Source organism: Pseudomonas sp. MAG002Y (assembly GCF_019400845.1).
GTDB lineage: Bacteria > Pseudomonadota > Gammaproteobacteria > Pseudomonadales > Pseudomonadaceae > Chryseomonas > Chryseomonas luteola.
Genome location: NZ_WOEJ01000004.1, coordinates 48029 through 69687 on the forward strand (window position 1 = coordinate 48029; position 21659 = coordinate 69687).

Below are 21659 nucleotides of genomic sequence, written 5' to 3' on the forward strand. Positions count from 1 at the left end.
ATGCCGGGCAGAAAAAACCCCGCTGTAGCGGGGCTTTGCAGACTATGGAGGATTTCCGTATCGGGCACCGTCCTGGTGCAGTCCTCTAACTCCCTGTTTTAACTGGGGCGCTTCCTGCGCTGAACTCGATAGCTGAATGATATTCCCTATAAATGTAGGGTTAATAGAGCCAAGTCATGCAACATTCTGTAAGTATTTGCTTACATCAGAATTGCTCAGCCTCCAGCTCATACAACACACCGCTGCCTGCCTTTACCGAAGCCGTCAACGAATGAATGCGAGGTAGCAGTCGGGCAAAGTAGAACCGTGCCGTGGCGACCTTGCTACTGCGCAGCTCGGCATGATCGCTTTGCAATGCGGCTTCAGCCATGCGTGCCCACAGGTAGGCATAGGCGGTATAACCCAACACATGCAAGTACTCCACCGACGCTGCACCTATCTCGTTCGGATTGCTTTTGGCCTCGTTCATGACCCACTCGGTCAGGGCGTCCAGGTTATCCAGCGCTACTCGCAGCGGTTCGGCAAACTCGGATGACGTGCCATTCAGTATTTCGATATAGGCTCTGATCTCTTCCGAGAAAGGCCGATACAGGCTTCCCGCCGAACCTACAACCTTGCGCCCCATCAGATCCAGCGCCTGGATACCGTTGGTGCCCTCGTATATCTGGGTAATACGAACGTCTCGTACAAGCTGCTCCTGCCCCCATTCACGAATGTACCCATGCCCACCATAGATCTGCTGGCCATGCACGCAAATCTCGAGCCCCAGATCTGTCAGGAAAGCCTTGGCTACAGGAGTCAATAGCGCCACCATGCCTTCGGCACGTGAGCGCGCCTGAGCATCGTTGCTGAACTTGGCGATATCGAGCTGCATCGCAACATAGGTGGAAAATGCACGACCGCCCTCGTTCAAGGCCTTCATGGTCAACAGCATGCGACGTACGTCAGGATGAACGATGATAGGGTCAGCCGCCTTTTCAGGCGCAGACGGGCCGGTTGCCGCGCGGCTTTGCAGGCGCTCACGGGCGTATTCAACGGCACTCTGATAGGAGCGCTCTCCTGCTCCCAGCCCTTGAATGCCTACGCCCAGGCGTTCGTAGTTCATCATGGTGAACATGGCAGCCAGCCCTTTATTGAGCTCACCGACCAGATAACCCTTGGCGCCATCAAAGTTCATCACGCAGGTACTGGAGCCGTGAATACCCATCTTGTGCTCGATGGAGCCGCACGCCAGGGTATTGCGCTCGCCAAGGCTGCCGTCCTCATTGACCAGGGCCTTTGGAACGAGGAAAAGTGAAATGCCTCTGGAGCCGGCAGGTGCGTCCGGAAGCTTCGCAAGCACCAGGTGGATGATGTTTTCCGTCAGGTCATGCTCACCGGCTGTAATAAAGATCTTCGTACCGGTAATGGCATAACTGCCATCCGCCTGCGGTTCAGCACGAGTGCGGATGATGCCCAGGTCTGTGCCGGCATGGGGCTCGGTCAGGCACATGGAGCCTGCCCATACACCGGAATAGAGGTTGGGCAGATACCGCGCTTTCAGCTCTTCGCTGGCATGAGCATGGATGGCCAGGCAACCGCCTGCCGTGAGCATGGGGTACAGGCCAAAGGATAGATTGGCCGCATGGACCATTTCCTCGACCTGAGCAGAAATCACCTTGGGCATGCCCATACCGCCGTACTCGGGATCACCGCCTACGCCTACCCAACCGCCTTCGGCATAGACGGTATACGCCTCCCGGAAGCCTTTTGGCGTAATCACCTTGCCCCCATCCCAACGGCAGCCCTCTTCATCCGCATTACGGTTAAGTGGAGACAGAGTGCGGGCAGCCACCTTGGCCGCTTCTTCCAGAATGGCGTCGGCCGTCTCGGTATCGACCCGTTCCGCCAGCTCAGGTAACTGCTGCCACGCCTCCTGCACTCTGAACACATCGTTGAGCAGGAAACGGATATCACGTAGGGGAGCTTGGTAGTCAGCCATGGGGCAATCCTCCAGCAGAGGCGCAGGGTATCCGGCGCTTTTTTGTGAGTATTCCCTGAGTGTAGCGAACACGCCAAAAGGGCCATAGGTTCATGATGCGACCAGACAGTCAGCTTCGGTCACCCACCCGATCCTTGTTTGAGCCAACGAAAAAGGGACGCTGTTAGCGTCCCTTTTCAAGGCTTTTACAAGCCTGCCTTGGCTTTCAATCGCCACTCGTGAAGCAGCGGCTCGGTGTAACCGTTAGGCTGTTCGCGTCCCTTTAGAACCAAGTCCCGGGCGGCCCGGAAGGCATAGGACGTTTCGAAGTTGGGCGCCATGGGGCGATACAGGGAGTCACCTGCGTTTTGCTCATCCACGATACGGGCCATCCGCTGCAACGTTTCGATCACCTGTGCCTGATTGGTTACGCCATGGCGCAACCAGTTGGCAATATGCTGGCTAGAGATACGCAGTGTGGCGCGGTCTTCCATCAGGCCGACGTTATGGATATCCGGCACCTTGGAGCAGCCGACACCCTGGTCTACCCAGCGCACGACATAACCCAGAATGCCTTGGGCGTTGTTGTCCAGCTCCTGCTGAATCTCCTCGGCAGACCAGTTGGCAGACTCGGCAACCGGAATGGTCAACAGATCGTTCAGGATGCTGTCACGAGCGGCGTTGACATCGACCTGCTCCAGTTCTTGCTGGATCGCCTGCACATCGACCTGATGGTAATGCAGCGCATGCAGGGTCGCAGCCGTAGGCGATGGCACCCAGGCGGTATTGGCGCCAGCTTTAGGATGACCAATCTTTTGCTCCAGCATGGCGGCCATAAGGTCAGGCATGGCCCACATGCCCTTACCGATCTGGGCGCGGCCACGCAGCCCGCAGGACAAACCAACCAAGACGTTGTTGCGCTCGTAGGCGGCGATCCACTTGCTTCCTTTCATGTCGCCCTTGCGCAACATCGCACCCGCTTCCATGCTGGTGTGCATCTCGTCGCCGGTGCGATCCAGGAAACCGGTATTGATAAAGGCCACGCGGGAAGCCGCCTCGGCAATACAGGCCTTGAGGTTGACGCTGGTACGGCGCTCCTCATCCATGATACCCATCTTGATCGTGTCGGCAGGCAGTCCCAGCATGGACTCGACCCGTCCAAACAATTCAGCCGCAAAAGCCACTTCCTTCGGCCCGTGCATCTTTGGTTTCACGATATAAATGGAGCCGGTACGGGAGTTGCCACGGCGCGCCAGATCATGCAGGGCGATGGTAACGGTCATCACCGCATCCATGATGCCTTCAGGAATCTCCTGACCATCGGCATACAGAATGGCCGGGTTGGTCATCAGGTGGCCGACGTTACGTACGAACAGAAGCGAGCGGCCATGCAGCGACAGGCTCTCACCATTGGCCGCCGTATACTCACGGTCCGGGTTGAGCGTACGCGTGAAGCGCTTGTCACCCTTGGTCACCTCTTCGGCCAGATCACCTTTCATCAGGCCCAGCCAGTTACGGTAAGCCAGGACCTTGTCCTGTGCATCCACAGCAGTAATCGAGTCCTCCAGATCCATGATGGTGCTGACGGCCGACTCCATCAGGATGTCCTTCACACCAGCACAGTCGGTCTGGCCGATCTGGGAGTGACGATCGATCTGAATTTCAAAATGCAGACCGTTGTGCTTGAGCAGAATGGCCGATGGTTCGGATGCATCGCCCTGATAGCCGACAAAGGCTGACGGATCGGCCAGCTCGCAGGCCCCATTCTTCATGTCTACCACGAGACGGCCGCCGTCGACCCGGTAGCGCGTTGCCTCTTTATGGGAGCCTTTGGCCAACGGAACGGTTCGGTCCAGGAAGTCGCGGGCGTAAGCGATAACCTTGGCTCCGCGAGCGGGGTTGTAGCCCTTGGCTTTCTCGGCGCCTTCGTCTTCTGGAATGGCATCAGTGCCGTAGAGTGCATCGTAAAGCGAGCCCCAGCGCGCATTCGCAGCGTTCAGGGCATAACGCGCATTGAGCACCGGTACAACCAGCTGCGGACCAGCCTGCTGCGCGATTTCAGTATCGACATTGGCTGTGGTCGCCTGGACCTTCTCCGGCTGCGGCAGCAGGTAGCCAATGGACTCCAGAAAGCGGCGATAGGTCGCCATGTCCTTGATCGGGCCGGGATTGGTACGATGCCAGTCATCCAGCTTTGCCTGGATCTGATCACGCTCGGCCAGCAGTGCCTGGTTACGCGGTGCCAGGTCATGCACCAGAGCATCGAAGCCCTGCCAGAAAGCAGCGCTATCGATTCCCGTACCGGGCAACACTTGCTCCTCGACAAAGCGATGCAAGGAGGTGGCTACCTGTAAGCGATGGCAAGAAGTGCGTTGAGTCATGTCGTAATCCCTGTGTTCTTCTTATCGGTTCAACCCAAAACAGCCGCAGCACCCGCTTTGGCCACCTGTGCATCCTGATCGGCCTTGACGCCTGAAACGCCTACCGCGCCGACGACCTGTCCCTCGACCATGACCGGTACACCACCCTCCAGCATGCCAGCCAACACCGGCGCGGACAGAAAGGCAGTGCGTCCGCCGTTGATCATGTCTTCAAACCCTTTGGACTCACGGCGCCCTAGGGCTGCGGTCCGGGCTTTTTCCGTAGAGATGTAGCCGCTGGTTGGCGCGGCATTGTCGAGCCTGAGCAGCGCCAGCGGATGTCCGCCATCGTCCACTACCGCAATGGAGACGGCCCACTGGTTGCGCTCGGCCTCGGCGCGTGCGGCCTCCAGGATGCGATTCACTTCAGTGACGGTCAGGACGGCTTTGCTTTGCATGCAGATTCTCCACGTGAGGATGGTAGGGTTCGGAATTCAGAGCGGCATCGACAATCTCGATCCAATGTCGGACCGGTGTACGACTAACACCGCCCAGATGGGTCTGGCAACCGATATTGGCGGTAACGATCAGATCGGGCTGCCCACTCTCGAGCGCGGCGAGCTTGTTGTCTCGCAACTGACGAGACAGCTCCGGCTGAGTGAGAGAATAGGTGCCGGCAGAGCCGCAGCACAGATGGGCGTCTGGCACCGTCGCCAGCGTATAGCCCAGACGCTGCAAGACCTCCTCTACAGCGCCGCCCAGCTTCTGGGCATGTTGTAGGGTACAGGGGCAATGAAAGGCCAACCGGTGATCCGCACTCACCACCAGCCGCTCCAACGGCTCGGCACGAACCACCTCGACGATATCCTTTGCCAGCTCGGATACCCGGCGGGCCTTGGCGGCATAGGCGGGATCATCCTTCAGCAGATAACCGTAATCCTTGACGAATGCGCCGCAACCGCTGGCCGTCTGCACAATTGCCTCCGCGCCTGCTTCCACGGCAGGCCACCAGGCATCGATATTGCGGCGGGCACGGTCAAGGCCGTCATGCTGGGCATTAAGGTGAAACTCAACGGCGCCACAGCATCCTGCTCGCGGCGCATCGACCACGCTAATCCCCAAGCGATCCAGCACCCGCGCCGTTGCAGCGTTGATGTTGGGCGATAGTCCTGGTTGAACACAGCCCTCCAGCATCAACACGTGTCGCTCATGACGTACCGCCGGTCGCTCTCCCGCAGGGAGCGGATCGGCAGGAAGCTTGCTCTTTAGCGCATCCGGTAAGAGTGGGCGCAGTGTTTGCCCTGCACCCGCCAGTGCCTTGAATAACGCAGGATGCGGCAGCACGGTGCGCAAGCCGGCCCGCAGGAGGCGCTCCCTCATCGGGCGAGGCACGCGGCGCTCCAGCTCGGCACGACCGATATCCAGCAGATTGTGGTAAGTCACGCCGGACGGACAGGTCGTCTCACAGTTGCGACAGGTCAGGCAGCGGTCCAGGTGCAGCTGTGTTTTCGTTGTTACGGGTCCGCCTTCCAGCATCTGCTTGATCAGGTAGATACGCCCGCGAGGGCCATCCAGCTCATCGCCCAACAGTTGATAGGTCGGGCAGGTAGCGTTGCAGAAGCCGCAGTGTACGCAGCTACGCAGTACGCGTTCGGCCTCCGCTGCCTGCGGTAGGCGACGTGCTTCTTCACTTAGTATTGTTTGCATTACAGCTCCGCATACAGTCGACCAGGATTGAACAGCCCATGCGGGTCCATTTGCTGCTTGAGCTGACGCTGATATTTGAGAAGCGCAGGTGCCAGTGAGTGGAATGGCTCGCGCGTGATATCAGGCGTGAAACAGGTGGCATGCCCCCCGACCTGCTCGACAAGAGGCCTGAGCGTGGCGGCATCCATATCGCTTTTCAGCCACCGCTGGGCACCGCCCCAATCCATCAGGACCGAGCCGGGCAGCTCCAATACAGGGCTGTGATTGGGTAGCGACAGGCGCCACAGTGGACGTGGATCAGCGAAAAATTCCAGTCGGTGCTCGCGCAGATCAGTCCAGTACGCAACGGACAGGTCTTCACCTCCAATGCGATCCCGAGCGGCCGCGACAGAACCCTCACCGCCCTCCAGACGAATATGTAATGCGCGGCCATCATGGCAGGCCCCTGCCAGCGGAATGGCCTGGCGCTCCCACTCGGCCAGCTTGCTCAGCGCGCGCGGGGCATCCAGCTCCAACCTTAGACGGGTACACGTCCGCGGCTTGGGCAGAACCTTGAGAGACACCTCGGTGATCAGTCCCAGACAACCAAAGCTCCCAGCTAGCAGACGAGACAGGTCATAGCCCGCCACGTTCTTCATGACTTCACCGCCAAAGCGCAGGTGCTTGCCCTCGCCTGTGATGACACGGGTCCCTAGAACGAAATCCCGTACCGAGCCTACCCAAGGCCGACGCGGGCCGGAAAAGCCCGTCGCAATCATGCCGCCTACCGTCGCGCCCGGGCCAAAATGCGGCGGCTCGCAGGGCAGCATCTGGTCGTTAGCTTCCAATGCAGCCTCCAACTCAGCCAGTGGAGTGCCTGTCCGTACCGTCACTACAAGCTCAGTGGGATCATAGGTGACGATGCCTCGGTGGGCGCGCACATCGATTTCCATACCATCTACCGGTCGGCCCAGGTGACGCTTGCTGTCGCCGCCCCGGATGCGTAGCGGCTGACGTTGCTCAATAGCCTGGAGCACTTCGTCCTGAAGCGCCTGAGAAGCATCATGGGAAGCAGTCATGGCGTCCATCAAAAGCGCTCCAGTTCAGGAAAAGGCAGCTTGCCGTGATGTACATGCATGCCGCCAAACTCAGCGCAGCGGTGCAGCGTCGGCACGTTCTTGCCCGGGTTGAGCAATCCCTTCTCATCAAAGGCTTTCTTGACGGCGTGAAATAACGTCAATTCATCAGGCTTGAACTGCGTACACATGGAGTTGATCTTTTCTCGCCCTACGCCGTGCTCACCGGTGATGCTGCCACCTACCTCCACACACAGATCGAGGATCTTGCCGCCCAGCTCTTCTGCGCGCTCAAGTTCGCCCGGCTGATTGGCATCAAACAGGATCAGCGGATGCATGTTGCCGTCCCCGGCATGGAAGACATTGGCAACCCGCAGGCCGTAGTGCTCGGACAGATCCGCAATTCCCTTGAGAACGCCCGGCAATGCACGGCGGGGAATGGTGCCGTCCATGCAGTAGTAATCGGGAGAAATCCGGCCTACTGCCGGGAATGCGTTTTTGCGGCCTGCCCAGAATTTCTGCCGCTCGGCCTCGTCCCGGGCTAGCCGAATCTCGGTGGCTCCGGCCCGAGCCAGGACATCACGAACGCAATCGCAGTCAGCATGAACGTCAGACTCCACCCCATCCAGCTCACACAGGAGGATAGCCTCGGCGTCCACCGGATAGCCTGCATGGATGAAATCTTCCGCCGCTCGAATAGAGAGGTTATCCATCATTTCCAGACCGCCAGGAATGATGCCTGCAGCGATAATATCGCCGACTGCTCGACCGGCTTTTTCAATATTGTCGAAGCTGGCCATCAACACCTTGGCCGTTTGTGGCTTGGGCAGAAGCTTGACGGTTACCTCCACCACCACGCCTAGAAGCCCTTCCGAACCCGTGAACAAAGCCAGCAGATCAAATCCGGGCGTGTCGAGCGCCTCACTACCCAGGGTCAGACGTTCTCCCTCAATGGTCACAATGTCGACCTTCAGGATGTTGTGAACCGTAAGACCATACTTCAGGCAGTGCACGCCCCCTGCGTTCTCAGCCACATTGCCGCCAATGGAACAGGCGATCTGGGAGGACGGGTCCGGGGCGTAATACAGCCCGTAAGGATTGGCTGCCTGGGAAATCGCCAGGTTGCGCACGCCGGGCTGAACCCGTGCACGGCGCGCATCCGGGTCAACTTCAAGGATCCGATTGAATTTCGCCATGACCAGCAGCACGCCCTGCTCCAGCGGCAGAGCACCACCGGAAAGCCCCGTCCCTGCTCCCCGCGCAACGACCGGGACGTTATGCTCATGGCAGAGCCGCATTAAGGTCTGCACCTGCTCGACAGTACTGGGCAGCACAACAGCCATGGGCGTGGTGCGATATGCCGAAAGGCCGTCGCACTCATAGGGCTTCAGGTCTTCTCGCTCATGAAGGACCTGAACGCCAGGAAGCGCCGCTTCCAACGCTTTAATCAGGCTGGCTTTGTCAACCTTAGGCAGTACACCATCGACGCGTTCGTCATACAGGATATTCATTGCCAGATACCGATCTTGTTGTTTTTGTGCCGGAGGGCCTGGCCCTTTCAAGGCCATGAGCCTTTCTTTTACTCCCCGTTTGCCAAGGCGTCTATGCCACTAAAAGCTGGTCAGACCAGTTTTTTATTTTCTAGCCATAGCCAAAAGTCTTATCGTTGCAGACATCATATGCCTTGACGAAAGATCAGGCGCTCATGCTCACTAGCACTCTCCCAACTGGTCAGACCAGCACGATGAGTACGATTGAAAGCGCTAAACGTAGACACGTTGCCGATGCGGTCAGCGAACAGATTGAACGTCTGATCGTCGACGGTATTCTGAAAATCGGACAGGCGCTGCCCTCGGAGCGGCGCTTGTGTGACAAGTTAGGCGTCTCACGCGCAGCCCTACGTGAAGGGCTCGGATTACTGCGGGCACGGGGCATTATCGAGACAAGCCAGGGCCGCGGCTCTTTCGTAGCGCGACTCAGTGTCTCAAACGACACCAGCCCTCTTCTGCATCTTTTCAGCAGTCAGCCACGAACGCTATTTGACCTGCTCGAAGTCCGCGCCCTGCTCGAAGGCGAAGCCGCTCGGCTCGCAGCCCTCCGCGGTACCGAAGCCGACTTCGTATTGATTGGGCGGCGCTACAAGGAATTATGCGAGGCCTGCGAAAATCCAGAAGCGTTGGATGCCAATACCCATGCCCGGCTGGATCATGGGTTCCACCTTGCGATCAGCGAAGCCTCCCATAATCCCGTCCTTGTGCATACACTCCAGTCTTTGAACGATCTGCTGCTAGGGTCGGTTTTTGCCTGTATCGCTAATCTTTATCATCGCCCACCCCACCGTAAGCAGATCGATCGACAGCATACGCGTCTTTATCAAGCAGTAACCCAACGCCTGCCTGACCAAGCACACCGTGCGGCACTCGATCATATCCATAGCATCCGTGACAATTTGCGAGAGATCGAACAGGAAGAACAGCGTCTGGTACGGGCAACGATGCGGCTGGAGGGGTGGGTTTAACCATTCGGGCAGGTTTATTGCCCTATGGCAATTTATATGACGTAGATCACAGTAATATACTGTCTAGTTCGGCGCTCTCCGCGCCCTGTTCTTCAAGGAAAGAGGGCTCAGCAGGATGCTGGACGCAAATGAAAGCCATATCACCCTTTCGCTCGACGGCCTGTCGACAGACCTGCAGGTCCTGAGCTTCGAAGGCCACGAGGCCCTCAATCAGCCGTATCGTTTCGATATCGAGCTCGTCAGCGAGCAGCCCGACCTTGACCTGGAAAGCCTGCTACACAAACCGGCCTATCTTGCCTTTGGTCCAAGCGGTTGTGGTGTTCACGGACTTATTTACCGTGCCGCTCAAGGCGACTCGGGTAAGCGCCTGACGCGTTACCGTCTCAGCCTTGTGCCTCAACTGGCCTACCTGGCGCACCGCGTCAATCAGCGTATCTTTCAGCAGCTCACCGTTCCCAAGATCATCGAAGCGATCCTCAAGGAGCATGGCCTGTTCGAAGGGGCTTATCGCTTCCAGCTCGGCAAGACGGTCTATCCACCGAGAGACTACTGTGTTCAGTACGATGAAAGCGATCTGCATTTCATCCAGCGTCTCTGCGAAGAAGAAGGTCTGAGCTACCACTTTCAACACAGCGGCAGCGGCCATGTGCTCGTCTTTGGGGATGATCAGACTGTCTTCCCCAAGCTGTCCTCTGTGCCTTATCAGCAAGACTCTGGCTTAGCGGCTCAGCATGAAGTCGTTCGCCGTTTCGGTGTACGGTTGGCGACGCGAACCAGCCGTGTTACACGCCGTGATTACGATTTTGAAAAGCCACGCCTCTTGATGGAAGCGGCTTACAAGGGTTCATCTTCTTCTCCAGATCTGGAAGATTATGACTATCCGGGCCACTTTACTGACCGTACCCGGGGCAAACATCTTTCCCAGCGTGCACTGGAGCGCCATCAGTCCGATTCGCAGCTGGCAGAGGGGCAAAGCGACGCAGGCTTAGTCAGCGGGCATTTTCTTCCCTTAGCCAACCATCCACGTACATCTTGGAATGCCCTCTGGCTCATCCGGGAAGTCTTTCATGAGGGTCGCCAACCTCAGGTATTAGAAGAGTCTGTCACCAGCGACGTCTCCAAAGAGGATGGTTTCACCCAGGGCTACCGCAACCGCTTTACCGCTACCCCATGGGATATCCCCTACCGCCCGGCTCTTGAGCATCCCAAGCCCGCTGTTTTGGGCAGTCAAACGGCCATCGTGACCGGCCCCCAGGGCGAAGAAATCCATTGCGATGAATACGGTCGCGTAAAGGTCCAGTTTCACTGGGATCGTGAAGGCCAAGCCAATGAACAGACCAGTTGCTGGCTCCGTGTAGCCAGTAATTGGGCCGGTGACCGCTACGGTGGCATCGCCATTCCCCGTATCGGGATGGAAGTACTGGTGACGTTTCTCGAGGCTGACCCTGACCAACCTCTAATCACCGGCTGCCTGTATCACAAGGAGAACGTAGTCCCATACGACCTGCCCGCCAACAAAACGCGTACCGTCTTCAAGACCTTGAGCACTCCAGGCGGTGGCGGCTACAACGAGCTGCGCATCGAAGACAAGAAAGGTCAGGAACAGATTTATATCCATGCCCAGCGGGACTGGGACGAGAACATCGAGCACGACCAAAAGATCCGCGTCGGCCATGAGCGGCATGACCGCATCGAGGCAAACAGCTACACGGAATTCAAAGCCGAAGAGCACCACACAACAGACCTGGACCGTAAAACCGAGATCAAGGCCAATGACCACCTTACAGTGGGCCAGAATCAGCACATCAAGCTGGGTAACGGGCAATACATCGAGACCGGTAATGAGATCCACCTGTATGCCGGAAGTAAGGTCGTTATCGAAGCCGGGCTTGAACTGACCGCCAAGGCAGGCGGCGCCTTCATCAAGCTCGACCCCAGCGGCTTTACGTTGATGGGGGCAGCGGTAAACATCAACTCAGGCGGAAGCCCTGGTGTCGGCTCCGGCATTCAGATCCTGAGGCCGCTTATTCCATGGGCAGCGGATAGTGATAAGGCGGGGAAACTACCCAAGCTAGCACTAGCCAATGTACAGCTGCAAATGGCTATAAGGGCCCGGCAGTTAGGTGCAAGCCGTTGCCCAATATGCGAGGCATGTCGTGAAGGTGTGTGTGATATAGGACATTCAGCAAGATGAGCCCTGTCTACTCGTGGATCCAAACCCAAACAAATAAGCAGCGATCACTCTATTTAATTATTGACTCATTAGCCGAACCTAACCCTATACCAGAGCTATTCGGCTCAGGGGTCATCAAGGAATACGCCAATCTTTACCAAGGGACCTCCTATGAAGAGCTTTCTGCCATCGCACCTTGGCTAATCAGAATTAAAGACATGGACAACGTAGCTATTCAACGTCTAATTCAACATCCAGAAAGGGACTGGGGTTGGTTAGCCTGTACAGAATTTCATGAATTTTCTGCTATAAAAAAAACACTTACAGGACAGGATAGAAATACATGAAGATGAGCAAATATCTCTTTACCGTTTTCAAGATCCCCGCGTAATAGCTAGAAGCCTCGCCTATTTGAAACGTGAACAAGCTCCTTATCTTCTAGGACCCTTTGAAAGTGTTTATATTGGCACGCGGAAAAATGGAAAGAATATAAAAATCCAACCCCTAGCCTCTCTCAGTTACCAGAGCCGCCTTTCCCTTGGCTCTACTCCGAACCAGACGAGATAAAGCAAGAAATTAAAATCCTAAACTTGGAACAGTGGCTATGGGAAAAGCAACCAGCCGAAACAACTGAGCTGGCCAAGCAGTTACATATACGCACGTGGCTGAAAGACTGTTTAGCTAAAGCTGAAATTTACCAATGGAAAGATGCATATCAGCTATTTTTTCTGCTTATGCATAACAGATTAAACCAACTCAATCATCCAGCATGGGCGCCCCTACCAGACGAGCCTCCCTTAGCACACTTTAATCGCTGCCAAAGTTTCTTTAGGCCTCAGGAAAAATGAAAAATTTTATTTTGCTTTTACTTCTATCAACCCTTACATCTTGTTCTTGGGTTGGCACTTTCATAAAGGAAAGCGCTATTAGCAGTGTCAGCTATTCTAGTGGCAAACACTTTGATCTAACAGGGAAAATTCCTGAGAACTACTCTTTTCAAACCACTGCTTACTACCAACAGAGCGAACCAGCTGTCTGCACTTTTTATAGTGTAGGGACGGGCGGCTATGTTCCTCGCACTCATATTGAGCAGCATCGAGCGGACTACAAAGACAAGCCACAGGACTTTAGCTATCGAATACCGCTGTCGTATCATGAGGCCGGATGCGAAATGAAGTTAGTGAATGTAGATCTAACCGTATTCGCCAAATATAGTCCTAAAGATGGGGATTTTGGTCGCGATGGTGGCCGAATAGGTATTTATACAAATTTACCTGAAACAGCTAAGCATTTTCCTGCCAGCGGAAGACTGAGTTTAAAGGGAAAGTGTATGTGGCTATTTCGGCTAATGGGTAAAAACGATGTATTCACTAAAGGCCTTGTATGTCATGGCGCTGACGAAAACTGGCAAGTACCTGACGACTATGACAAACGTGACGGCGTAGGCACTTCGGTAAGACGCGATGAGCTTGACGGAAAAACCATTAATGTTGAAATCCAAAACTCTAAAGAAGAGCGTCCATTTTTCAGAGGATCTTGGTTAAAAACAGAATCTGGTTGGAAGCCCTGTATTGAAACAAAGAAGTATATAAGATGCCAAACCCCTCCCACATTTAGGGCATTCATTATGGACGGCCGCGTGTGTACGGTCTATCCGAACTGTACGGAATAAAACTCATGGATGAGACATTCAATAAAGCTTTTAATAGCCAAAGACAAAGCTGCCCCCGAAAAAATAATTGGGTTAGCTTCCGTTTGGTTGATGAGCTTGGACAAAGCGAACCTTACGCAAACCTATCCTATTCTCTAATAGATAGCCAGGGCCTAGAATACACTGGGACTCTTGATGAGAAAGGATATGCTAAGATTAGCAATATTTACTGTGGACCTTCTATCCTCAGATTCCCTGAAAAATACAAAGGAGACATTGATAGCTGGTACGACAAAATAACAACCCGTGAAAATTTTTCTCTTCCTATTACACAACTACAAGCTGCAGCAGAGCAAACCCAAAGGCGAAACAGCAATCAATTAAGTACAAACCCTAAGTTGGCAGTCAAGGAGAATGCTGACTTTTATCGAGTAGAAGTACGTGACTTAGTGGAGATTACTAGTCATCTCCCCCCTGCCTCGAATATATTAGCGCCACGCCCTTCAAGCAAACTTTCATCCAATTCAAATCAGCATGACGGTAAATCTTTCGGCATTGGCCTTGCACCTAATAAACATCACCTATTAGAAATCAAAGCTTTAACAGCTTGGAGACCACTGCTTTCCCTAACATCAGAATTTTCAGCACTTGATGCCTATCAACTCTCACTGCTTACTACTCTAGCTTATTCAGATTTTGGAGAGAAATATGCTGAAGGCCAAGATATGCCTCCAACTTATCCTTTCCCTGGCAGCATTGGCTATATCTTAAACAGCAGACTGGCACACATCGAAACTGGCGCATTAAATGAAGAGCCTGCGCGCTTTAAAGATGTTACTCCTTACCATCTTATTTTAGAAGAAGTTCCTTACTCCAAAAGGTTAGAAATCATTCCCTTCGACCCACTCTACTACACCAAAAAAAGTGAACAAAAAAAACCTTGGCAATTGCACAGTCTAAACGACACAGATACTAATACCCAAGCATATATTAGCCATGATGATCGAATGATTTTAATTGGTATCAGGGGCACTCAGGAGGCACCAGACTTCGCGCGCGATATAGATGCTAAACAAGTCCCTTATGAAGAAGGCATAGGGCAGGCGCACCGCGGATTTTATAAGGCCTTCCTTGCGGTTAAAGAATTTATAAAGCCTTATCTATTCAACTTTTACTCTGGTCAAAAGATCGTCGTAAACGGCCATAGCCTAGGTGGAGCCATTGCACTTTTAGTAGCCGAATAGTTACGCCGTGATGCTCAAGGCTATGATGTATTACTGTATACATATGGCGCACCTCGCGCTGGCGATAAAAAGTTCGTCGAAGGTGCATCCGAACTAATCCATCATCGGCTTGTTAACCATAACGACCCTATTCCAAGTCTCCCTGCAACATGGATGGACACAGACCAGCGAATATTTATCCCTGGAATAGCGGCACTTATTACAGGGGCGACAGGGATAGGCGGCGCGGCATTCTTGGCGGGTGTTGTCAATTTAAAAGGTGACAATTATCAGCATCACGGGACACTTCATCACTTTCTACCGCTCCCTATTGGCAGAGGGGAAACTACCTCAGTACTTTGGCAACCGGAATGTTCAGGAATTGAAGAAGCGGCGTGTACTTATTATGCAGCCAACATTAAAAATGACATGCCTGACAGAGCGTTATTCGTTGCACAGCTAGCTTCCATGTCACAACACTTTACTGTAGCTGGGTATGTTCCGGCTTGTCATGCAACGCTGTTACGCTGGAAAGCTAGCGCTGCGCAGGGAGGTCAAAGTTTGACCAAACGCGAGCAAGAATGGTTAGAAAAGGAAATCTGTAGTTATCAAAAAAACTTAGAGTTATGGGAAAAGCAAGCCTGGCAAAAATATGACGTCCTACATCGACATCAAGAAGTTTCCTTAAGTCTACGCAGGCAGCAATTTGAACAAGCTATTAGCTTTGTCGCTGCCGAAAGGAGGCGCTTACCCCGTACTTTAGGCCGTATCAGGGAGCTAGCTCAAAAGCCTATTTCGCTTGAAAATTTATACGGATCTCAAATAAATAACCCTATACTTTCTAGTCTAATAGTCCGGTGGCAGCAACACGATGAAAACCTACCGTCCAAAACCCCTCAATTAGCCGCTATACCTAGATCGTATAAACCCAGTTACGTCTAGTTGATCTATAAAAGGCTTAAGCTAACCGCTTCAAAAATGCGGTTAGCTGCCAAGTTACTAGAAGACATATCGCCAACATCGAAATCGTCAAAATACCAACCTAACGTAAAACTTAAAAATCAAAAATAAGGTAATTTAAATCTTTCGGACCAAAAAGCGACAAAACAATGTACATCTAAGTATTTATATGAAATGAGCCATAGGCGAAATTACAACTAACCATCTACATCGAAATTTAACCCTCTCATCGCCCAAATAAAAAGTTAATAGATTCATAATCCTTATGCTCCTCTTGATCACTCGAGCAGCCCATCAATACGTCATGTGAGGCCTGCTACTAAAATACGCCCCTAGAAGTCACATGAATACTGCATCCAATTATAGATGAAATGGAGTCAGGACTTTACTAAATAGCATTAGCGAAAATATATAGAAGCCCAACTAAGCTTTGCGGAGCCGTAGCAAATGCAAGCTCGACAAGTTTTCTTGACCTCGCTATATTACGAAAATACGCGAAATTATTTTTTAGGAGATATCGAACTCTTAAAAGTCACCAAACCGCAAGCGGATACGCCTGAAGAAGCCGAGTCAGTTGCAACTATGCTAATAGCTCAAAATGAGCTGATGGCCTGGATTCTTGATTATACAGCTGGACAGCCAATACGGCAGATCGAAGACTCTTTCGAAAAAGTAATTTCTGCCTACGAGAACTATCAACTAGCTCTCGGGCGTTATGAAAATGAACTTAAGATGTCGCCTCTAGGTCTTGACCAACTTGAAGATTATGAAGACTGCCTCCAACTGACCGGAATAGCTGTGTTACTTAATCGCAAGGATCTCCTAGAGCGTATTACTAAAATTGTTGATCCAGGATATGCAGCTGAAGATACGCTTTATGAAGAGCTTGTAGGAAGTGTACTACCCAATCGTGCAGAAATTGATGAATGGTACCATGATAAGCCTTACACTACCTTGATACATGCAATGTATGCCGAAACTAAAGATGAGGCCTCAAAACTTCTAAATCAGTATTGTAAAGAATGGTATCCGTCATTCAAACGTACAACGTGGCATGATACCCATTTTAGCATGACCTCAACCGAAGGCGCATATTTTGGTTACTGGGCTTTCGAAGCCGGCGCTGTGGCCTATCTTTATGGCATAGATGACAGCCAAATCAGTCATATGGTGTATCCCAAAGATTTGGTCGCTTATGCTCGCAACCAAAAAATAGCTCAATGAACCATAATTCAAGGCTTATGCAGGAGAAACCTTCTTCTGACCAGACTCTTGATCTTTAATACCAGGCAAACTCATTACAAGGTTTCTGCCTAATTATTAAAGGATCAAACAGAGGCAACGATCTGATAAATTATCCTAAGAAAAAGCGCTGTAGCTAAAGCAGGACCGTATATGGATACACCTGGCATCAAATACGGTCCCCATTTGAAATAACCAAGAATTATGTAGACAAATACAGTGCGCCTTATGGCTCTTGGTAAAGAGTTTTTCTAAGTACGCAAATAAATTAAGTTTTTCAAATTAAAGATGCCCACCCATTTAGGTGGGCGATCTTATTAGCACTCCATATAAACCACCTGCGTATGGGTGTATTCATACAACCCATGCTTTCCATCCGCCCCTCCAACCCCTGACTTGCGTACACCCGCATGGAAGCCTTGCATGGCTTCAAAGTTTTCGCGGTTGATATAGGTTTCGCCAAAATCAATTTCGCGGCAGGCTTGCATGGCTTTGCTCAGGCTGCGGGTATAGACGGATGAGGTGAGGCCGTATTCGGAGTTGTTTGCCAAGGCGATTGCCTCGTCCAGGCTGTCGACGATCTGGATTGGTAGGACGGGACCAAAGATCTCCTCACGCATGATGGTCATGTCTTCACGGCAGCCAGCCAGTACGGTGGGTTCGTAGTGGAAGCCTTGGGGAATATCTGCGACCTTGCCACCAGAGATGACTGTAGCGCCCTGACTGACTGCCGTACGCACACGTTCTGCAACTTTATCGAGTCCGGCCTGGTTGATCAGCGGGCCCATTTCTACCGAGGGGTCGGCAAGCGGATCTCCGTAGCGCGTTTCACTCATGGCAGCACTGACACGTGAGATGAATTCATCGGCTACGCCACGCTCGACGTATACGCGCTCGGCACAGTTACAGACCTGTCCGGTATTGATGATGCGTGAGCCGCGGATGGCGCGGACGGCGAGATCTAAATCAGCGTCGGCCAGCACGATAGCCGGTGCCTTGCCGCCGAGCTCAAGGTTGAGCTTGGTGAGGTTGGGTGCAGCCGACGCCATGATGCGCGCACCGGTAGCAACACTGCCGGTAAAGCTGATCATGTCGACACCGGCATGGGTGCTGAGCGTCCCGCCTACCTCCCCCGCTCCACTGACAACGTTGAACACGCCAGGAGGTAAGTCCGTTTCGGCGACCAGTTTGGCAAATTCGAAGCAGTTGATCGGCGTCTCTTCGCTGGGTTTGATAACGATGGTGTTGCCCGTTACCAAAGCTGGAGCCATCTTACGGGCAATGAGGAAGAACGGGAAATTCCAGGGCAGGATGCCTGCGACTACCCCCAGGGGCTTACGGAACAGAAAGATGTTTTCGTTAGGCCGGTCGCTGGTGATGATTTCGCCTTCGATGCGGCGCGCCCACTCTGCCATGTAGTCGATGTAATCAGCTGTGAAGTTGACTTCGACTTCAGCCAGACCACTGACCTTGCCTTGCTCTTCGGTAATGATGCGCGCCAGTCGAGGCGCATGCTCACGGATCTTGGCGGAGATTTTGCGCAAGTACCCAGCGCGCTCTATAGCGGGCTTTTTTGCCCAGGCTTTCTGGGCGGCACGTGCAGCCTCGATGGCGCGGTTTACGTCATCGCTGTTGGAAGCAGGCACGTCGGTCAATCGCACACCAGTGGCCGGGTTGAAAACACCAAGGTGCTCGCTGCTGGGCTGAAATGCGCCATTGATGAAGTTCTGATACGGTTGGGTCATGGCCGGTTCCTCTTGTTTTAGTAGGTTCGCGAAGGCGCGCTGACGGCCGGGCCTTCCTTGTAGCGACGCAGATTATCCAGGGCTGCCTGACGCATCAGGCTGATATCGATGCCCACGGCAATGAACTGGCAGCCCCAGCTCTGGTAGCGGCGAGCGTCATCCTCTTGAGGGGCAAGAATGCCGCTGACTTTGCCCGCGGCGCGGGTGGCATCGATGGCGTGCCGAATCTTGGCCTGCACGTCGGGATGACCAGGGTTACCGGGATAGCCCAACCCCGAGGACAGGTCAGCTGGACCGACAAAGACCGCGTCGACCCCCTCTACCGCAGCAATCGCTTCGACGTTCTCGACCCCTTTGGCCGACTCAACCTGTACGATCAGGCAGAGCTCCTCATGGGCAGTAGCCAGGTAATCCGGCACACCATCCCAACGGGTTGCACGGGCCAACCCACCGCCAACCCCACGAATACCATGGGGTGGATAGCGCATGGCCCGGACCAGCTCACGCGCCTGCTCGGCTGTTTCCACCATAGGCACCATCAGGGTCTGGACGCCGATATCGAGTAGCTGCTTGATCAGCACGCTGTCACCGGTTACGGCCCGTACTACAGGTTGGGTGGCATAAGGTGCGACCGCCTGGAGCTGGGCCAGGATCGTCGGCACGGTATTAGGCGCATGTTCGCCATCGATCAGCATCCAGTCATAGCCAAGGCTGGCAATGATTTCCGCCGCGTAGCCTGTAGCAAAGCCGGCCCAGATGCCGTAGGTGGTCTGGTCTTTCTTGAGCGCTGCCTTGAAGGCGTTGTGTGGCATCTGCATAAGAAGTCCTGTTGTGTTGAACGTTAGGGATCAGTGAGAAGCCAGATGCCCCCCTTTTTCAGGAAGCTTGACGACAAAGAAGTAGCTCGCAGCGCCGAGCAGTGCGATCAGGGCTGCGATGACCAGGGCGAGTGTGAACGAGCCGGTCTGCTGTACGACCATACCGGTCACGACTGGAGCAAAGGCACCGCCGAAATAGCCGCCAAAGTTCTGGATGCTGGCGAGGGAGGCCACCATACGTGACGGTACTGCCACACTGACGAGGGACCATGTGCCGGCTACTGCTACATTCAGGCAGAACAGTGCCGCACTGAATAACGCCATGACCGGGACGACGCCCTGGGCATAGGCGCCCAGGACCGTGAAGAAGCCTGCACCGATCAGGCCGCCGCAGATCGGCCATTTACGGCTGCGGCTGACGCTGGCGCCGCCACGGATCACGCGGTCTACCAAGAGGCCGCCGCTGATGACGCCCGCGGCTCCGGCGAGGAACGGAATACTGGCGACCCAGCCTGCGCTGGCAAGGGACAGATGATGGGTCCGCTCCAGATACGCAGGCAGCCATGTCAAGTATAAGGACAACATGTAGATGATGCCGACGTAGCCAAACACGATGCCCCAGGTCACACGCAGCTTGAAGAGTCCACGCCATTCGGCAAAGGTCATACGGCCCGTGCTGTCACCCTTGGCCATGCCTTCGTCGAGATAGTGTTGTTCCTGCGCGGTAAGGCTGACTTCATCACGGTTGCGATAGACGGCGTACCAGACGATTGCCACGCCCACACCCATTACGCCCATGGCGATGAACATCGCCCGCCAGCCCAGGCCCAGAAGCAGCGCGGCGAGAATCGGCTGGGCAATTGCCGGCCCGAGGGAGGATGCCATGTTGAAGATGCCAGACGGCAGCCCTCGCTCCTTGATGTTGAACCACTCGCTGACAACCTTAGCGCCGGCCGGAAATTGAGGGGCCTCACCGACACCCAGACCGATACGCGCCAGGATCATATGGTTCAGGCTACTGAGTAATCCCAGCATACCTTGGGCAATCGACCAGAGGCAGATCCCCAGGCCTAGGGTCAGACGGGCACCAAAACGGTCGAGAATGCCGCCGATCGGCAGCTGCGCCACGGCATACGCCCAGGAAAAGACGGAGAGCAAAAGCCCCATTTCGGTCGGCGTGAAAGACAGCTCCTGGCTGATGGTCTGGTTAGCGATGGCCAGGGTGCTGCGGTCCAGGTAATTGACGAACCCCGCCAGCACCAGCAGTGTCAGCGCTACCCATTGAATACGCTTGAGCCGGGCACTCTTGGCCGGGATCATGGTTTCCCGCGAGGTAGACGCAGTCCCCGTTGTTGCACTCGCTGTTACACCCGTTGTTGCACTCGCTGTTGCCTGCATATTGTTGTTATTCATCAAGGCTCTCCAGGAATCGAAATGGAGCGGTGTTCCAAATAAACCCGGAACCGGAAACGCTATTGCAAGTTCACGAACATTCCCCCGTCTACCAGTAGGGATGCACCAGTGACGTACCTGGCCATGTCCGATGCGAGGAATACGACCGGGCCGGCCAGGTCATCCGGCTCTCCCAGGCGTCCCAGGGGTGTCCGTTTAATCATGTAGTCGCGTTTTTCCTGATCGGCCAGGTCGTCCTTGTTGATATCGGTCTCGATAGTGCCCGGCAGTACGGCATTGCAGCGTATGCCGTACGGGCCAAGGGCAATGGCACAGGACTGCATGAGTGACAGCAGCCCGGCCTTGGTGGGTGTGTAGTGCGTCTGCATCGCGCCGCCCACCAATGCGCTGATCGAGCTGACGGCAATGATCGAGCCTCCCCTTCCTTGCTCCTTCATTTGATTGGCCGCTGCCTGTACGGCGAAATAGGCACCATTAAGATTGGTGTCTACGGTCTTGTAATAGACCTCGCGTGGCATATCGAGAAAAGCGTGAAAGGGACAGACGCCCGCGTTGTTGACGAATACATCCACACTGCCAAACGCCTCTACTGCCGCCTTGACGAGCTTGCTGCCGGTGTCCGGATCGGCAGCATCAGCCCCTACGTCGACCGCACGGCTACCGGCCTGCTCGATTTCCTGAATCAACGAGGCCACCTGCGGTTTGCTGGAATCGCTACCGCTGTGCCCGATGACGACCTTGCCGCCCTGTCGGGCGCACTCCATGGCAATAGCCCGGCCTATGCCACGGGAGGCGCCGGTGATGATGACGGTCTTGTCTGCGAGCAGCATGGTT

General features: G+C 54.3%; 16 protein-coding genes and 1 pseudogene. 7 read left to right on the top strand and 10 right to left on the bottom strand.

All coding sequences use genetic code 11. The features are described 5' to 3' along the window. Positions 1-205: 205 nt before the first annotated feature. The 6 genes from GM154_RS07195 to glcD form a co-directional block, all read right to left on the bottom strand. On the bottom strand, positions 206-1981 hold the full coding sequence (locus GM154_RS07195) for an acyl-CoA dehydrogenase C-terminal domain-containing protein (RefSeq protein WP_219651609.1): 1776 nt from the start codon (positions 1979-1981) through the stop codon (positions 206-208). A gap of 185 nt (positions 1982-2166) precedes the next feature. Beyond that, the gene (locus GM154_RS07200) at positions 2167-4341 is read right to left on the bottom strand and encodes a malate synthase G (protein ID WP_219651611.1); all 2175 of its coding nucleotides are present in this window, start codon (positions 4339-4341) and stop codon (positions 2167-2169) included. A gap of 29 nt (positions 4342-4370) precedes the next feature. Further along, positions 4371-4778, bottom strand: coding sequence for a heme-binding protein (locus GM154_RS07205; protein WP_010795999.1), 408 nt, complete (start codon positions 4776-4778; stop codon positions 4371-4373). Then, the gene (gene glcF / locus GM154_RS07210; RefSeq protein ID WP_219651613.1) at positions 4747-6027 is read right to left on the bottom strand and encodes a glycolate oxidase subunit GlcF; all 1281 of its coding nucleotides are present in this window, start codon (positions 6025-6027) and stop codon (positions 4747-4749) included. Before glcF ends, GM154_RS07205 begins: the two co-directional genes overlap by 32 nt. Then, entirely contained in the window at positions 6027-7085 is a 1059-nt protein-coding gene (glcE, locus tag GM154_RS07215; RefSeq protein WP_219651837.1) for a glycolate oxidase subunit GlcE, read from the bottom strand. Before glcE ends, glcF begins: the two co-directional genes overlap by 1 nt. 8 nt (positions 7086-7093) lie before the next feature. Beyond that, on the bottom strand, positions 7094-8593 hold the full coding sequence (glcD, locus tag GM154_RS07220) for a glycolate oxidase subunit GlcD (RefSeq protein ID WP_074826879.1): 1500 nt from the start codon (positions 8591-8593) through the stop codon (positions 7094-7096). Between the two features lie 233 nt (positions 8594-8826). On the opposite strand from glcD, the gene glcC reads away from it, so the two are divergent. The 7 genes and pseudogenes from glcC (at position 8827) to GM154_RS07255 (ending at position 16831) form a co-directional block, all read left to right on the top strand. Continuing rightward, on the top strand, positions 8827-9600 hold the full coding sequence (gene glcC, locus GM154_RS07225) for a transcriptional regulator GlcC (protein ID WP_219651839.1): 774 nt from the start codon (positions 8827-8829) through the stop codon (positions 9598-9600). Between the two features lie 115 nt (positions 9601-9715). Next, positions 9716-11794 (top strand): type VI secretion system tip protein VgrG, encoded by a 2079-nt coding sequence (locus GM154_RS07230; RefSeq protein ID WP_219651615.1) that lies wholly within the window; start codon positions 9716-9718, stop codon positions 11792-11794. Further along, positions 11791-12120: a DUF4123 domain-containing protein gene (locus GM154_RS07235; protein ID WP_219651617.1), complete on the top strand. Its 330-nt coding sequence runs from the start codon at positions 11791-11793 to the stop codon at positions 12118-12120. Before GM154_RS07230 ends, GM154_RS07235 begins: the two co-directional genes overlap by 4 nt. A gap of 497 nt (positions 12121-12617) precedes the next feature. Continuing rightward, positions 12618-13445: a hypothetical protein gene (locus tag GM154_RS07240; protein WP_219651618.1), complete on the top strand. Its 828-nt coding sequence runs from the start codon at positions 12618-12620 to the stop codon at positions 13443-13445. Positions 13446-13450: 5 nt separating this feature from the next. Then, a pseudogene (locus GM154_RS25920) lies at positions 13451-14803 on the top strand (lipase family protein); the annotation flags it as partial. Positions 14804-14821: 18 nt separating this feature from the next. After that, positions 14822-15589, top strand: coding sequence for a hypothetical protein (locus GM154_RS07250; protein ID WP_258019776.1), 768 nt, complete (start codon positions 14822-14824; stop codon positions 15587-15589). Positions 15590-16054: 465 nt separating this feature from the next. Beyond that, positions 16055-16831 (top strand): PoNe immunity protein domain-containing protein, encoded by a 777-nt coding sequence (locus tag GM154_RS07255; protein WP_219651621.1) that lies wholly within the window; start codon positions 16055-16057, stop codon positions 16829-16831. A gap of 335 nt (positions 16832-17166) precedes the next feature. On the opposite strand, the gene aldA is transcribed toward GM154_RS07255, so the two are convergent. Genes aldA through GM154_RS07275 form a run of 4 tightly spaced genes read right to left on the bottom strand, consistent with a single transcriptional unit; the run spans position 17167 to position 21655 of the window. Next, positions 17167-18594 (bottom strand): aldehyde dehydrogenase, encoded by a 1428-nt coding sequence (gene aldA, locus GM154_RS07260; RefSeq protein ID WP_219651623.1) that lies wholly within the window; start codon positions 18592-18594, stop codon positions 17167-17169. Positions 18595-18611: 17 nt separating this feature from the next. Next, positions 18612-19412, bottom strand: a complete 801-nt coding sequence (locus tag GM154_RS07265; protein ID WP_197871396.1) for an HpcH/HpaI aldolase/citrate lyase family protein — start codon at positions 19410-19412, stop codon at positions 18612-18614. Between the two features lie 30 nt (positions 19413-19442). Further along, positions 19443-20825: an MFS transporter gene (locus tag GM154_RS07270; RefSeq protein WP_219651625.1), complete on the bottom strand. Its 1383-nt coding sequence runs from the start codon at positions 20823-20825 to the stop codon at positions 19443-19445. 59 nt (positions 20826-20884) lie between these two features. Further along, a complete protein-coding gene (locus tag GM154_RS07275; RefSeq protein WP_219651627.1) occupies positions 20885-21655 on the bottom strand; it encodes an SDR family NAD(P)-dependent oxidoreductase in 771 nt (256 codons plus the stop codon). Positions 21656-21659 lie beyond the last annotated feature (4 nt).